At 73.6% G+C, this 13,925-nt stretch carries 12 protein-coding genes; 5 read left to right on the forward strand and 7 right to left on the reverse strand.

What is annotated here, in order from left to right:
• The first annotated feature begins 68 nt into the window (after window positions 1–68).
• The 4 genes from Saso_RS34860 to Saso_RS34875 all read left to right on the forward strand — a co-directional run bounded on the left by Saso_RS34860 (window position 69) and on the right by Saso_RS34875 (window position 3,572).
• Window positions 69–1,007: an AurF N-oxygenase family protein gene (locus Saso_RS34860; RefSeq protein WP_189919788.1), complete on the forward strand. Its 939-nt coding sequence runs from the start codon at window positions 69–71 to the stop codon at window positions 1,005–1,007.
• A 46-nt stretch (window positions 1,008–1,053) separates the two neighbouring features.
• Window positions 1,054–1,704 (forward strand): TetR/AcrR family transcriptional regulator, encoded by a 651-nt coding sequence (locus Saso_RS34865; RefSeq protein WP_189919790.1) that lies wholly within the window; start codon window positions 1,054–1,056, stop codon window positions 1,702–1,704.
• Window positions 1,705–1,718: 14 nt separating this feature from the next.
• Window positions 1,719–2,066, forward strand: a complete 348-nt coding sequence (locus Saso_RS34870) for a hypothetical protein (protein WP_189919792.1) — start codon at window positions 1,719–1,721, stop codon at window positions 2,064–2,066.
• A 207-nt stretch (window positions 2,067–2,273) separates the two neighbouring features.
• Window positions 2,274–3,572 (forward strand): C40 family peptidase, encoded by a 1,299-nt coding sequence (locus tag Saso_RS34875; protein ID WP_372442544.1) that lies wholly within the window; start codon window positions 2,274–2,276, stop codon window positions 3,570–3,572.
• On the opposite strand, the gene Saso_RS34880 is transcribed toward Saso_RS34875, so the two are convergent.
• Genes Saso_RS34880 through Saso_RS34900 form a run of 5 tightly spaced genes read right to left on the reverse strand, consistent with a single transcriptional unit; the run spans window position 3,545 to window position 9,499 of the window.
• A complete protein-coding gene (locus Saso_RS34880) occupies window positions 3,545–4,798 on the reverse strand; it encodes a styrene monooxygenase/indole monooxygenase family protein (RefSeq protein ID WP_189919794.1) in 1,254 nt (417 codons plus the stop codon). The two genes, Saso_RS34875 and Saso_RS34880, sit on opposite strands and share 28 nt — an antisense overlap.
• A 22-nt stretch (window positions 4,799–4,820) precedes the next feature.
• Complete coding sequence (locus Saso_RS34885) at window positions 4,821–5,477, reverse strand: GTP-binding protein (protein ID WP_189919795.1); 657 nt, start codon at window positions 5,475–5,477, stop codon at window positions 4,821–4,823.
• Window positions 5,458–5,889: a DUF742 domain-containing protein gene (locus Saso_RS34890; protein ID WP_189919796.1), complete on the reverse strand. Its 432-nt coding sequence runs from the start codon at window positions 5,887–5,889 to the stop codon at window positions 5,458–5,460. Before Saso_RS34890 ends, Saso_RS34885 begins: the two co-directional genes overlap by 20 nt.
• Window positions 5,886–6,389, reverse strand: a complete 504-nt coding sequence (locus tag Saso_RS34895) for a roadblock/LC7 domain-containing protein (protein ID WP_189919797.1) — start codon at window positions 6,387–6,389, stop codon at window positions 5,886–5,888. Before Saso_RS34895 ends, Saso_RS34890 begins: the two co-directional genes overlap by 4 nt.
• Complete coding sequence (locus Saso_RS34900) at window positions 6,386–9,499, reverse strand: sensor histidine kinase (protein ID WP_189919798.1); 3,114 nt, start codon at window positions 9,497–9,499, stop codon at window positions 6,386–6,388. Before Saso_RS34900 ends, Saso_RS34895 begins: the two co-directional genes overlap by 4 nt.
• 368 nt (window positions 9,500–9,867) lie before the next feature.
• On the opposite strand from Saso_RS34900, the gene Saso_RS34905 reads away from it, so the two are divergent.
• Window positions 9,868–10,659 (forward strand): hypothetical protein, encoded by a 792-nt coding sequence (locus Saso_RS34905; RefSeq protein ID WP_189919799.1) that lies wholly within the window; start codon window positions 9,868–9,870, stop codon window positions 10,657–10,659.
• 52 nt (window positions 10,660–10,711) lie between these two features.
• Here Saso_RS34905 and Saso_RS34910 read toward each other — a convergent pair whose 3' ends face one another.
• Both Saso_RS34910 and lon read right to left on the reverse strand, forming a co-directional pair.
• Window positions 10,712–11,191, reverse strand: coding sequence for a MarR family winged helix-turn-helix transcriptional regulator (locus tag Saso_RS34910; RefSeq protein ID WP_372442545.1), 480 nt, complete (start codon window positions 11,189–11,191; stop codon window positions 10,712–10,714).
• Between the two features lie 183 nt (window positions 11,192–11,374).
• Complete coding sequence (gene lon, locus Saso_RS34915) at window positions 11,375–13,789, reverse strand: endopeptidase La (protein WP_189919802.1); 2,415 nt, start codon at window positions 13,787–13,789, stop codon at window positions 11,375–11,377.
• Between the last annotated feature and the right edge of the window lie 136 nt (window positions 13,790–13,925).

The raw sequence follows: 13,925 nt of genomic DNA on the forward strand, positions 1-13,925 counted from the left end.
GGGGAACGGGGCGGATTGCTGCCGCGCGAGGGATTGACGGCCTTGCTGACAAGCAGTCTCATAAGGGCATGACGACCCTCACCGATGCCGACGCGCTGGACGGCCTGCGGGACGCGCTGGGCGCGCTCAAGGACCGGGAGCAGGTGGCCGAGCGGCTCCTCGCGTCCTCCGCCAAGCACTCCTTCGACCCGGACAAGGAGCTGGACTGGGACGCCCCCTTCGAGGAGGGCAAGTGGTTCTGGCCGCCGGAGCTGGTGTCCCTGTACGACACGCCGATGTGGCGGCGGATGAGCGAGGAGCAGCGCATCCTGCTGTCCCAGCACGAGGCCGCGGCCCTCGCCTCGCTCGGCATCTGGTTCGAGATCATCCTCATGCAGCTGCTCGTCCGGCACATCTACGACAAGGCCGCGACGAGCGCGCACGTGCGGTACGCGCTGACCGAGATCGAGGACGAGTGCCGGCACTCGAGGATGTTCGCCCGGCTGATCACTCAGGGCGGGACGCCCTGGTACCCGGTGAGCCGCGCCCACCAGCACCTGGGGCGCCTGTTCAAGACGATCTCCACGACCCCCGGCTCGTTCACCGCGACGCTGCTCGGCGAGGAGGTCCTCGACTGGATGCAGCGGCTGACCTTCCCCGACGAGCGGGTGCAGCCGCTGGTGCGGGGCGTCACCCGCATCCACGTCGTGGAGGAGGCCCGGCACGTGCGCTACGCCCGTGAGGAGCTGCGCCGCCAGATGGTGACGGCGCCGCGGTGGTCGCAGGAGTTCACCCGGGTCACGTCCGGCGAGTTCGCGCGGGTCTTCTCGGTGGCGTTCGTGAATCCGGACGTCTACACGAACGTGGGACTGGACAAGCGCGAGGCCATGTCGCAGGTACGGGCCAGCGGGCACCGGCGGGAGGTCATGCAGACCGGCTCGAAGCGGCTGACCGACTTCCTCGACGACATCGGCGTGCTGCGGGGCGTCGGGCGGCGGCTGTGGCGGTCGTCCGGGCTGCTGGCCTGAGCGGACGGCGGGCACGGGGCGGGGGCGGGCGATTACGCTGCACGTCATGACCCCCGCCGCCCCCGCGTACCGCCGTCTCAGTGTCGAGGAACGCCGCAGCCAGCTGCTCGAGGCCGCGCTGTCGCTCTTCGCGCACCGCGTCCCCGAGGACGTCTCGCTGGACGACGTGGCGGAGGCCGCCGGGGTCTCCCGGCCGCTCGTCTACCGGTACTTCCCCGGCGGCAAGCAGCAGCTCTACGAGGCCGCCCTGCGGTCCGCCGCCGAGGAGCTGCGCCACTGCTTCGACGAGCCGCAGGACGGCCCGCTGCTCCCCCGTCTCGCCCGCGTCCTGGACCGCTACCTGACCTTCGTCGGCCGCCACGACGCCGGTTTCAGCGCCCTGCTCCAGGGCGGCAGCGTCGTCGAGACCTCGCGGACGACGGCCATCGTGGACGGTGTGCGACGGGCCGCCGCCGAGGCCATCTACAGCCACCTCGGGCTCCCCGAGCCCGGGCCCCGGCTGCGGATGACCGTACGGATGTGGATCACCGCGGTCGAGGCGGCCTCCCTGATCTGGCTCGACGAGGACAAGCAGCCGCCCGCGGACGAGCTGCGCGACTGGCTGGTCGACCAGTTCGTCGCCGTCCTGTCGGTGACGGCGGCGCGGGACGCACAGACCGCCGATCTGGTCCGGCGCGCGCTGAGCGCGCAGACCTGATCGACACTGGTGCGGTGAAGAGCGAAGACACCCCCTTCGAGGGCGGCCCCATGGACGGCCGGGTCCTGCCCGTGCTGCTGGGCCCCACCGGGCACCCGCCGAAGACGTACCGCATCCCCGTCCCCGCCGCGGCCGGCGGCCCGCCGACCGTGCTGGTCTACCGGCGTGTGCCCCGCGGCCACGGCAAACGGCTCGGACTGCCCCAGGGCTGGAAGTACGAGTTCGCCGCCGAGGGCGACAAGGGGGCGGGCGGGCTCGGCGGCCCGAGGGGACTGCGCTGGCCGTGGTCGAAACCCCGCACCGGACCGGACGCCACGCCCGACGCCACGCCGGACGGCCGACGGGATGACGCCGACGAGTGACCCGGTTGCGCCGAACCGCGCACCTCCGGCGCGCGGGCCGGGCGCCCACCCCCGATGCTCGCCGTAGGGGGCGGAGGGGCCGCCCCCGGCGGAGGTGATGGCGTGTCAGGAAGGTTGCTGCGACTGGCCTGTACGGTCTCCACGGCGACGCTCGCCGCGCAGGCCGCCCTGGTCCCCGCGCTCGCCGTGGCCGTACCCGAGCACCGGGTGCCGGGCGGGCGCACCGTCACCGCACCGGCCGGGGCCAGGCCGCCGGCCGTCCTCCCGCCCCCGGCGCCGGGCCGGACACCGGCCGCCGCCCGGCGGGTCCCCGGGCCGGACGCACCGCCGACGGCCGGGACGGCCACCCCGGCCGGTCCCGCGGCTCCCGCCGCTCCCGCCGCCTCCCCCGGCCCGGACGCCACCGGCACCCCGCGGGACACCGAGCCCACGGACGGCGGCCCTTCGGACGATGCGTCCCCGGAGAGCGAAACACCGGACGGCGGCCCCCCGGACGGCGAGGAGCGGACCGTGGCCGAGCTGCTGACGGAGCTTCAGCGGCTGTACCGGGAAGCCGAGAAGGCCACCGAGGCGTTCAACTCCACCGAGGAACAGCTGAAGCGGCGGCGGGCGGAGACCGGGCGGCTGGACGCCGACCTGGTGAAGGCCCGGCTCTCCCTGAACGCGAGCCGGGGCGCCGCCGGACGGCTCGCCCGCCAGCAGTACCAGGGCAGCACGGAGATCTCCTCGTACGTACGGCTGCTGCTGGCCCGCGATCCGCAGCACGCCCTGGACGAGGGCCATCTGCTCGGCCGGCTGGCGCGCGAGCGGGCCGGCACGCTCGGGCGGCTGACCAGCGGCGAACACAAGGCCGACGGCCTGGCGCGCAAGGCCCGCGCCGCCCTCGACGGACAGCTCACCCTCATGGAGCGCCGGAAGAAGGAACGCGACGACGTGCGCCGGCGCCTCGACGACGTGGAGGAACTCCTCGCCTCCCTCACCGCGGAGCAGCTCACCGCCCTGGCCGCGCTGGAGAAGGACGGGGCGGACCGGGCCCAGCAGGCGCTCGTGGCGTCCGGCGCGCTCGGTGACGACGGCAAGCCGTCGAAGGGGGGCGAGAAGGCCGTGCGCTACGCCGTGCGGCAGCTCGGGAAGCCGTACGCGTGGGGTGCGCAGGGCCCGGGATCGTACGACTGCTCCGGGCTGACCTCCCGGGCCTGGGGCGACGCCGGGACACCCATCCCCCGGACCAGCCAGGAGCAGTGGGCGCGGCTGCGGAGGATCCCGCTGAAGGAGCTGCGCCCCGGTGACCTGGTGATCTACTTCCCCGACGCCACCCATGTCGCGCTGTACATCGGCGGGGGCAAGGTGGTCCAGGCGCCCAGGACCGGCGAACAGGTCAAGATCACCGGCATCGCCGCCCAGCCGGTGCTCGGCGCCGTACGCCCGGACGCGCCCCCCGTCCGCTCACCCGCCCGGACCCCCGCCGGGTCCGCCGCTCAGACCCCGGAGACGGACCCCAGGTAGGCGGCCGTCTTCTCCGGGTCGTAGAAGAAGTTCTCGAAGTCGGCCGGGTTGTCGAACGCGTTGGCGAAGCGGTCGGCCACCGGGGGCAGCTGGCCGGCCGCGCCCAGCAGGTTGACGATGTGCTCCGGCGGCGGGGCGAGCATCGCGTTGGTCCACTTGGTGACGTGCTGCGCGGTGTCCCAGTACCGGTCGAAGGTGGCCCGCATCCAGTCCTCGTCGAACTCCTTCTCCCCGTGCTCGAGGATGGCGGAGAGGTACGCGGCCGCGCACTTGGACGCCGAGTTGGAGCCCTGGCCGGTGATCGGGTCGTTGGCGACCACGACGTCCGCGACGCCGAGCACCAGCCCGCCGCCGGGGAGGCGGCCGACGGGGTTGCGGACGGTGGGCGCGTAGCGGCCCGCCAGGGTGCCGCCGGCGTCGGTCAGTTCGACCCGGGTGGCCCGCGCGTACTCCCAGGGCGTGAACTTCTCCATGAGCTCCAGCGTCAGGGAGAGGTGCTCCGCGGGGTCCTTGACACCCTTGAAGACGTCCAGCGGGCCGCCGGGTATGCCCTCCCAGAACAGGATGTCCGCCCGGCCCGAGGTGGTGAGCGTCGGCATGACGAACAGTTCGCCGACACCGGGCACCAGGTTGCAGCGGACCGCGTCCACGTCCGGGTGCTCCGGGCGCGGGCCGAGGCCGTGGACGTAGGCGACGGCGAGGGCGCGCTGCGGTTCGCCGTAGGGGGAACGCTCCGCGTCCCGGGCGAACATCTGGACGAGCTCGCCCTTGCCCGCCGAGACCAGGACCAGGTCGTAGGCGCGGGAGAAGTAGTCGAGGTCGGAGACCGCCGCTCCGTGGATCACCAGCTGACCGCCGCGCTGGGCGAACGTCTCCATCCAGCCGGCCATCTTCACCCGCTGGTCGACGGACTGCGCGTACCCGTCGAGCCTGCCCAGCCAGTCGATCGCGCGCTGCGTGGGACCGGGGTCGTGCGAGCCCGGGGCCGCCACCGAGACGCCGAGCCCCTCGATCTTCGGGGCCTGCTGCTCCCAGAAGTTCAGCTGGAGGTCGCGCTCGTGCCCGAGGGCCGTGTCGAACATGCACTGCGTCGACATGACCCGGCCGGAGCGGATCTCGTCCGCCGTCCGGTTCGACATCAGGGTGACCTCGTACCCGCGCGACTGGAGGCCGAGGGCGAGCTGGAGACCGGACTGACCGGCTCCGACGACGAGTATCTTCCGCATGGGGGGACTCTCCTTGAGGGCCTTACTCGGGGGTTTCGTCGAGCGCGTGGCCCACCAGGGCCAGGAGGGTCTCGATCACCGAGATCCGGCGCCGCGCATCCATGATCATGACAGGTATGTGCGCGGGGATCGTCAGCGCCTCCCGCACGTCCGCCGGCTCGAACAGCTCGCTGTCGTCGAAGTGGTTGACGGCGACGACGTACGGCAGTCCGCAGCTCTCGAAGTAGTCCAGCGCGGGGAAGCAGTCCTTCAGACGGCGGGTGTCGGCCAGCACGACCGCGCCTATCGCGCCGCGCACCAGGTCGTCCCACATGAACCAGAACCGCTGCTGTCCCGGCGTGCCGAACAGGTAGAGCACCAGGTCGTCGTCGAGGGTCAGCCGGCCGTAGTCCATGGCGACCGTGGTGGTGACCTTCTCCGGGGTGCCGGTCAGGTCGTCGGTCTCCTCGCTGGCCTCGGTCATCAGCGCCTCCGTCTGGAGGGGCTCGATCTCCGAGACGGTGCCCACGAGGGTGGTCTTGCCGACGCCGAACCCGCCCGCCACCACGATCTTCGTGGCGATGGGGGCACGGGTGCGGTCCGTCTGCCACGGCTGGAGGGGTTCGTCGGGCTCGGTCCCGGGGCCGACGAGGGGAGCGACGCCAAAGGAGGAGGCGGCGTCAGAGACGACGGAGTCCACTCAGCACCCTTTCCAGCAGAGCGCGGTCGGGACGGCCCGTACCGTGAGCGGTACCGGTGCCGTACACACGGATCTTTCCCTGGTCGGCGAGGTCGCTGAGGAGCACCCGGACCACGCCGAGCGGCATCTTCAGCAGCGCGGCGATCTCGGCCACCGTGCGCATCCGGCGGCACAGTTCGACGATGGCCCGCAGCTCGGGCATGACCGTCGACTTGAGCGAGCCGTTGGTCAGCTCCTTGCGCTCCTCTGGAGCGTCCAGGGCCGCAACGAAGGTCTCGACCAGCAGGACGTGACCGAAGCGGGTGCGGCCGCCGGTGAGCGAATAGGGGCGCACCCGGGCCGGTTTGCGGTCGCCGCCGCGGACGGGGAGCTGCTGCCTGCCGCCCTGCGGCGGCTGCGGGAAGGCGCTCATCGCACGCCTCCCGCCGTCGCGGACTCCAGTGACTGCCGCAGCTCGCTGCGCAGTTCGGGCGTCAGGACGTGGCCGGCGCGGCCCACGAACAACGCCATGTGGTAGGCCACCACGCTCATGTCGCAGTCCGCGGAGCCGTGCACGCCGAGGAGCGAGCCGTCGCTGATCGACATGACGAAGAGGCTGCCCTCGTCCATGGCGATCATGGTGTGCTTCACCCCGCCGAACGCCATGAGCTTGGCGGCCCCGATGGTGAGGCTGCCGATGCCGGAGACGATGGTGGCGAGATCGGCGGAGGAGCCGCGCGGGCCGGAGACCTTGGCCTCGCGGGCCTCGCGGGCCTGGACGTTGCGCGTGGCGTCCGAGGACAGCAGGAGCAGGCCGTCCGAGGACACGACGGCGACGGACTGGATGCCGGGGACCTCCTCCACGAGGTTGGTCAACAGCCAGTGCAGGTTACGGGCTTCACTGCTCAGTCCGAAGGTACTGGGCGCGGTCAACTGCTTGCCTCCTCGACTGTGCCCCCCGTGTCTTCTTCGGCGTGTGCGGGTACTTCTTGAGCCGTGCGGCGGCTGTCACGCGCCGCGTCGGGGGACGGGACCCGGTTCTGGCCCGTCCGTTCGGCGATCTCCGCCTCCACGTCGCGGTACCCCGCCTCCGCCCCCCGGCGGAAACCGCCCAGCCGGCGGCGGAGGGCGTCCGCGTCGACGGATCCGGTCCGCTGCCGCGGGGCCTGGGTGGGTGCGGTGATCCTGGGGGTGCGCTTGGGGAGACCCTTGTCGGTGACGAGCTCTTCCGGGGCGTCCGGCGTCCGCGCGTGCTCCGCCTCCGGCGCGGCCTGCGCGTCCGCGCCCCGGATTCCTTCCCCGGCGGGTCCGCGGCCGGGTGCGGGCGGGTCCTGCGGTCCGCGGTGGGTCGCCCCGTCCCCGTCGGGGGCGGCGGACTCCGGGCCGGGGCCGTCGGCGGCGTCCCGGTCCTTCGCCGCTGCTGCCTCCTCGCCCTGCGGGCTCGGCAGCAGCAGCTCCATGGTCGTCTCGGCCGGTGTCTCCGCCGGCGCCCGGGTCGGGCCCGCGGCGCTCCGCCGCGAGAGCTGCGCCGGGACCTTCGGGGAGCGTGCCGCCCCTTCCTCCGGGGCCTGCGAAGCCGTCCCGTCCGGGGTCTCCGCCGGGGACGGGACCGGCGTGTCCGGCGACTCCTGCGCGGGTCCGGCCGCCGTGTCGGGCGCGGGCCGGGGCGGGGCCTCGGCCGAGGCGTCCGCGGTGGTGTCCCGGGAGCCGGCCGGGGTTTCCTCCGGCGCCGGGTGCGGGGTGTCGGTGGCCTGCGGTGCGGCGCCGGCCGGGGAGTGCGCCGGTGCGTCCGGGACGGGGCCGGAGTCGCGTACGGCCCGCTCCGCCAGGGCGACCAGCGGATCCGCGGGGTCGGTACGGCCCGGCAGGACGTTGGAGTTGGCCTCCGCGTCCGCGCCCGGCAGCGAGAAGGCGTGCGCGGCCGCGGACGCCGTGCCGGTCACCGGGATCGCGGCGGCCGGGGCCGCCGACAGCAGCGCCGCCGGGAGGACGACGACCGCCGCCACCCCGCCCTGCTTCTGCTCGCGCAGCCGTACCCGCACGCCGTGCCGGTGCGCGAGCCGGGCCACCACGTACAGGCCGAGGCCGAGGCCCTCCTCGCCCTCCTGGTCGTAGGGCGTCTCCGGGTCGAACTCGGCGAGGCGGGCGTTGAGGCGGCTCATCCGCTCCTCGGCCACGCCGATGCCCTCGTCCTGGACGGAGAGCATGACCTCGCCGTTCTCCAGGAGCCAGCCGGAGACCTCGACGGGCAGGTCCGGCGGGGAGAACGAGGTGGCGTTCTCCATGAGTTCGGCGAGCAGGTGGGAGAGGTCGTCCGCGGCGAAGCCCACCACGTGCGCGTGGGGCGGGAGCGCGGAGATGCGCACGCGCTCGTAGCGCTCGATCTCGCTGACCGCCGCGCGGACCACGTCCACCAGCGGGATGGGTCCCGCGTGCTGCTGGACGTGTTCCGTGCCGGCGAGGACCAGCAGGTTCTCGCTGTGCCGGCGCATGACCGTGGCGAAGTGGTCGAGCTTGAAGAGCGTGGCCAGCCGGTCCGGGTCCTGCTCGCGTTCCTCCAGGCTCTCGATGACGGCCAGCTGCCGTTCGACGAGACCGAGGGTGCGCAGCGCCAGGCTGACGAACGTGCCGCTGATGCTGTCCCGCAGGCCGTCCAGCTGGGCCGCGGACCCGTCGAGCGCGGCGCGCAGTTCCTCGCGCGCGTCGGCCATCCGCTGCCGCTGTCCGACGAGGTGCTTGCGGTCGGACTCCAGGGTGCCGACCCGCTCGTGCAGCGCGACGGCGTGCTGGTGCAGGGCGTTGACGGAGCGGACGACCTGGGCGAACTCGTCGTTGCGGCCGGTGAACCGGACCGGCTCCTGCGCCGCGGGGTCCTCGGCCTCCGCGAGCCTCGCCGAGCCGCGGCGGAGCACGGACAGCGGCCTGGTGAGGCTGCGCGCCGAACCGGTGGCGACGACGACCGCCAGCAGCATCAGGGCCCCGAGCAGGGTGACGCGCAGTTCGAGGTCGGTGACGTCGTCGTCGCGCAGCGCGGCGAGGTCCTGGCCGCGCTTGCCGTACAGGGAGGACTCGACCCCGCGCATCAGGTCGACCCGGGCGGAGAGCGCGGCGTCGAGTTTCTTGACGCCGGTGCCGAGTTCGCGGTCGCTGAGTTCCGGCTGGTCGGTGAGGGAGGCGAGGTAGGCCTCGGCGGTGTCGGCGTCGCCGCCGGTGACCGTGGAGTCGTACGTGGCCACCGCGTCCTGCGGCGCGCCCTCCCGGAAGTCCGCGAGGGCCGCGTCGGAGCGCACCCGGGCCTGCTGGGCGGCGGCGGTGAGGGCGTCGCGCTGCTTGGCGTCGGCGGCGGAGGAGACCTTCTCGGTGGTCGTGCGGCCGCTCACCGGGTCGTACGAGCTCTCCTCGCGCGTCGGCACGTTCAGCGCCGCGAGGAGCAGCCCGCGGGTCGCGGAGGCCTGCTGGACGGCGGTGTCGAGCTCGGCGAGGGCGTAGGCGCCGGATCCGGCGCGCGGCGGCATCTGTTCCGCCAGCCGGTCGACGAGGGTGTGCAGCGCGGCGATGGCCTTGGAGTACGCCTGGTGCGCCTCGAGCGCGGTGTCCTTGCCGGTGAGCGCGGACTGCCGTACGGACGGCACGGCCGCGAGGGCCTCGCGCAGCGCGAGGGACACCTCGGTGTCGGCCGTCAGTTCGCGGGTCTGCCGGTCCACCCGGGCGCTGCCCTCGGTGGAGGGCGCCCGTGTCTTCACCCGGCCGGCCGCCACGTAGGCGGTCACCTCGTCGCGTTCGTCCGCGAGGGACTGGGCGAGGGCGAGGGCGTCCTGGGACTGTTCGGCCAGGGTGACCAGGTCCTGGGAGTCCTTCAGCTGCCCGGAGGCGGCGAGGACGGAGGGGGCGCCCGCCCCGGCGACGGCGGCGGCCACGACGGCCACCGCGACGATCAGCCGGTTGCGTACATGGGTCGGGCGGCCCTTGCCGACAGGGGTGTGCTGCGCGCCCCCTTCGGAGGCCGTCTGCCTGCCCGTACGCCGAGGCCGCGTCTTCTGCACCGGTGCTCGCATTCCTGACTCGTGTGCCATGGGCCGGATATGACGCTCCGTCAACTGGTGCGTACGTCCGGTACGGTTCCCGACCCTCCCAGTGCCGGTGGGCAGGGGCCGCGCATCGCTTGCCCCGCCACCCGAAGGAGTGAACATCGGAGGGGAGCGGGCGGGCAAGTTCCTCTGGCGTGTGCAGCCGCCTTGCGCGGCAGGCCGGTTGGACGTGGGCGGCGCGCTTTGACAGTATTCGCCGCCACGCCTTCCCGGACTGCTTCATTCCCGCCCAAACCAGGCGTCTGACCTGCGGCTGTACGGGAGTTCGGGGGGCGATGCCAGCCTTTCGCGAAGGTCGTGAAGGGGTCGTGCAGACTGGCGTGATGCGTACGGAACTTGTGTCGGAGGCCGGCGATCCGGCCCGCCCCAACGAGGACTTCGCGAGCATCGGACTTCCCGCCTCCGGACAGGGCGGTTCGCTCGTCCTCCTGGACGGGGTGACACCACCGCCGGACGGCGCGGGCTGTCTGCATTCGGTCCCCTGGTTCACGGCACGCCTGGGCGGCGCCCTGACCGAACTGACCGTTTCACTCCCGGATGTTCCGCTGGCCGAGGCGCTCGCCCTGGCCATCACGCGCACCGCCGGCGCCCACCGGGAATCCTGTGACCTTTCTCACCCGCGCACCCCGCAGGCCACCGTGGCGCTCGCGCGCTGGTCGCCGCGGACCGTCGAGTGCCTGGTCCTGTGCGACGCGACGCTGCTGCTGACGGCGCCGGACGGCACGGTGACCCCGGTCCGCGACGACCGGCTGGCCCGTCTGCCGCGTGCCCTGCTGCGCAGCGCCGAGACCGTCGACGGCACGCTCCGCAACCGGGAGGGCGGGTTCTTCACGGCCGCGGCCGACCCCGCGGTGGCCGCCCGCGCCGTCACCGTGAGCGTGCCGCGCGAGGAGGTCGGCTCGCTGGCCGGCCTCTCGGACGGGGCCGCCCGCTGGACGGAGCTGTTCCGGCAGGGCGACTGGACGGCCCTGTCCGCCCTGGTCGGCCGGGAGGGGGCGGGGGCGCTGGTCCGGCGGGTACGGGACCTGGAACGGGCGGACGACCGGGCGGGACGCCCCCTGCTGGGCCGCGCGAAGACCCACGACGACGCGACGGTGGTCTGCGTGGACCTCTGACGGACGGCGGCGGAGGTGAGCGTGTGCCGTCCGGCCCTGCGGGGGCGGTGGGTCACTTCTCCATGCCGCGGTTCAGCTGGCCCAGCAACCGGGCCAGCTCCGCGACCTCCCTGCGGTCCCAGTCGGAGAAGTGGCTGACGTACCGCTCGCGGCGGGCCTCGCGGACCCGGCTCACCCGGGTGCGGCCCTCCTCGGTGAGGTCGACCAGCCAGGCGCGTCCGTCCGCCGGGTCGGGCTCGCGGGCGACCAGGCCGAGCTGCTCCAGGGCGCGCAGCTGCCGGGACATGGTGGCCTTGCCGACGCCGATGTAGCCGGCCAGCTCGGTGGCGCGCTGGCGGCCGCATTCCTCGAGCCGGACGAGGAGGCCGTACGCGGCGGACTCCAGGTCCGGGTGGACCTCGCGGGCCATCTCCCCCTGGTTGGAGCGGGCGCGGCGCAGCAGCACCGTGAGCTCCCGCTCCAGCGACAGGAACTCCCGGTCGCCCTGCTCCACCCCACGCGACGGCGTCCCGCCGCCTGTGTCCTCGTGCACGTCAGCACCCCTGATCTCGCCGGTCGCTGCCATCGGTGCAGCTCCTCAGTATTTCGCAGGCCGAGGCAGGCGGCCGGTCCCGGGGCCGCGCGCCGGGCACGGGGAAGGCCCGGGTCTCCGTCACAGGACCCGGGCCCTCCCCGTCCGGTCACCGCGGACGGCGCCCCCGCGGGAGCGCGCTCGTCACGCCGCGACCGGAACCTCCGGCGCCGCTCCGCTCGCGGCGGGCGCGAGCGCCAGTTCCAGGACCTGGCGGACGTCGGTGACGGCGTGGACGTCCAGCTTGTCCAGCACCTCCGCCGGGACGTCGTCCAGGTCGGGCTCGTTGCGCTTGGGGATGATCACGGTGGTGACACCCGCCCGGTGCGCGGCGAGCAGCTTCTGCTTCACCCCGCCGATCGGCAGGACGCGCCCGGTCAGCGAGACCTCGCCGGTCATCGCCACGTCCGTGCGCACGAGCCGCCCGGAGAGCAGGGACGCGAGGGCCGTCGTCATGGTGACGCCGGCGCTCGGGCCGTCCTTGGGGACCGCGCCCGCGGGGAAGTGGATGTGCACGCCCCGGTCCTTCAGATCGCCCACCGGCAGTTCCAGTTCGGCGCCGTGGCTGCGCAGGAAGCTGAGCGCGATCTGCGCCGACTCCTTCATCACGTCGCCGAGCTGACCGGTGAGGGTCAGGCCCGCCGCGCCCGTCTCCGGGTCGGCCAGCGACGCCTCGACGTAGAGGACGTCGCCCCCGGCGCCGGTGACCGCGAGTCCGGTCGCGACACCGGGCACGGCGGTCCGCCGCTCGGCCGGGTCCTGGGCGGACTCGGGCACGTGGTGCGGGCGGCCGATCAGTGCGCGCAGGTCCCCGTCCCCGATGGTGAACGGCAGTTCCCGCTCGCCCAGTTCGTGCTGGGCCGCGACCTTGCGCAGCAGCCGCGCGAGGGACCGCTCCAGGGTGCGCACCCCCGCCTCGCGGGTGTACTCACCGGCGAGCTTGCGCAGCGCGCTCTCGTCGAGGGTCACCTCGTCCTGGTCGAGGCCCGCCCGCTCCAGCTGGCGCGGGAGCAGGTGGTCGCGGGCGATGACGACCTTCTCGTCCTCGGTGTAGCCGTCGAGGCGGACCAGCTCCATACGGTCGAGCAGGGCCTCCGGGATGGCTTCGAGCACATTGGCGGTGGCGAGGAACACCACGTCCGACAGGTCGAGCTCGACCTCCAGGTAGTGGTCGCGGAACGTGTGGTTCTGCGCCGGGTCCAGCACCTCCAGGAGGGCGGCCGCCGGGTCGCCCCGGAAGTCGGACCCCACCTTGTCGATCTCGTCGAGCAGCACCACCGGGTTCAGCGACCCGGCCTCCTTGATCGCCCGCACGATCCGGCCGGGCAGCGCGCCGACGTAGGTGCGGCGATGGCCGCGGATCTCGGCCTCGTCGCGGACGCCGCCGAGGGCGACCCGGACGAACTTGCGGCCCATGGCGTGCGCGACGCTCTCGCCCAGACTGGTCTTTCCGACACCGGGGGGCCCTACCAGGGCGAGCACGGCACCGCCGCGCCGCCCGCCCACGACGCCCAGGCCGCGCTCGCCGCGCCGCTTGCGCACCGCGAGGTACTCCGTGATCCGCTCCTTCACGTCGTCCAGCCCCGCGTGCTCGGCGTCGAGGACGCCGCGGGCGCCCTGGATGTCGTAGCTGTCCTGCGTGCGCTCGTTCCACGGCAGTTCGAGGACGGTGTCCAGCCAGGTGCGGATCCAGGAGCCCTCTGGCGACTGGTCGCTGGAGCGCTCGAGCTTGTCGACCTCCTTGAGGGCGGCCTCGCGGACCTTCTCGGGCAGGTCGGCGGCCTCGACGCGGGCTCGGTAGTCGTCGGACTCCTCGCCCTCCTGTTCGCCGTTGAGCTCGCGCAGCTCCTTGCGCACGGCCTCCAGCTGGCGGCGCAGCAGGAACTCGCGCTGCTGCTTGTCGACGCCCTCCTGGACGTCCTTGGCGATGGTCTCGGCCACGTCCTGCTCGGCGAGGTGGTCGCGCAGCTGCTGGGTGGCGAGCTTCAGCCGGGCCACCGGGTCGGTGGTCTCCAGGAGCTCCACCTTCTGTTCGGTGGTCAGGAACGGCGAGTAGCCGGAGTTGTCGGCGAGCGCGGAGACGTCGTCGATGGCCTGGACGCGGTCGACGACCTGCCAGGCGCCGCGCTTGCGCAGCCAGGCGGTGGCGAGGGCCTTGTACTCCTTCACGAGGTCGCCGACCTGACCGGGCAGCGGCTCGGGAACGGTCTGGTCGACCCGGGTCCCCTCGACCCACAGGGCCGCACCCGGCCCGGTGGTGCCGGCCCCGATCCGTACGCGGCCGCGGCCGCGGATCAGCGCGCCCGGGTCGCCGTCGGCCAGCCGGCCGACCTGTTCGACGGTGCCGAGCACACCGGTGCTCGCGTACGTCCCGTCGATGCGCGGCACCAGCAGCACGCGGGGCTTGCCCGGTTCCGACCGGGCGGCGGCCTGGGCCGCCTCGACGGCGGCCCGCACGTCGGCGTCGTTGAGGTCCAGCGGAACCACCATGCCGGGGAGCACGACCTCGTCGTCGAGAGGCAGTACGGGCAGAGTGAGCGGAGCGGACGTCGATGCCATGATCTCCCCTTCGGCAGTCAAGTTGAGCTATGCCGACTCAATGCACATGAGCCCCCGGATGTTCCCCGGAGGCCGTCGCGTTCGCTGTGGGCGATCACGCCTGCCGCCCGGACGGCCTCCCGGCATACGGTCGGAA

The organism is Streptomyces asoensis, assembly GCF_016860545.1.
In the GTDB taxonomy this organism is placed as follows: Bacteria; Actinomycetota; Actinomycetes; order Streptomycetales; family Streptomycetaceae; genus Streptomyces; species Streptomyces asoensis.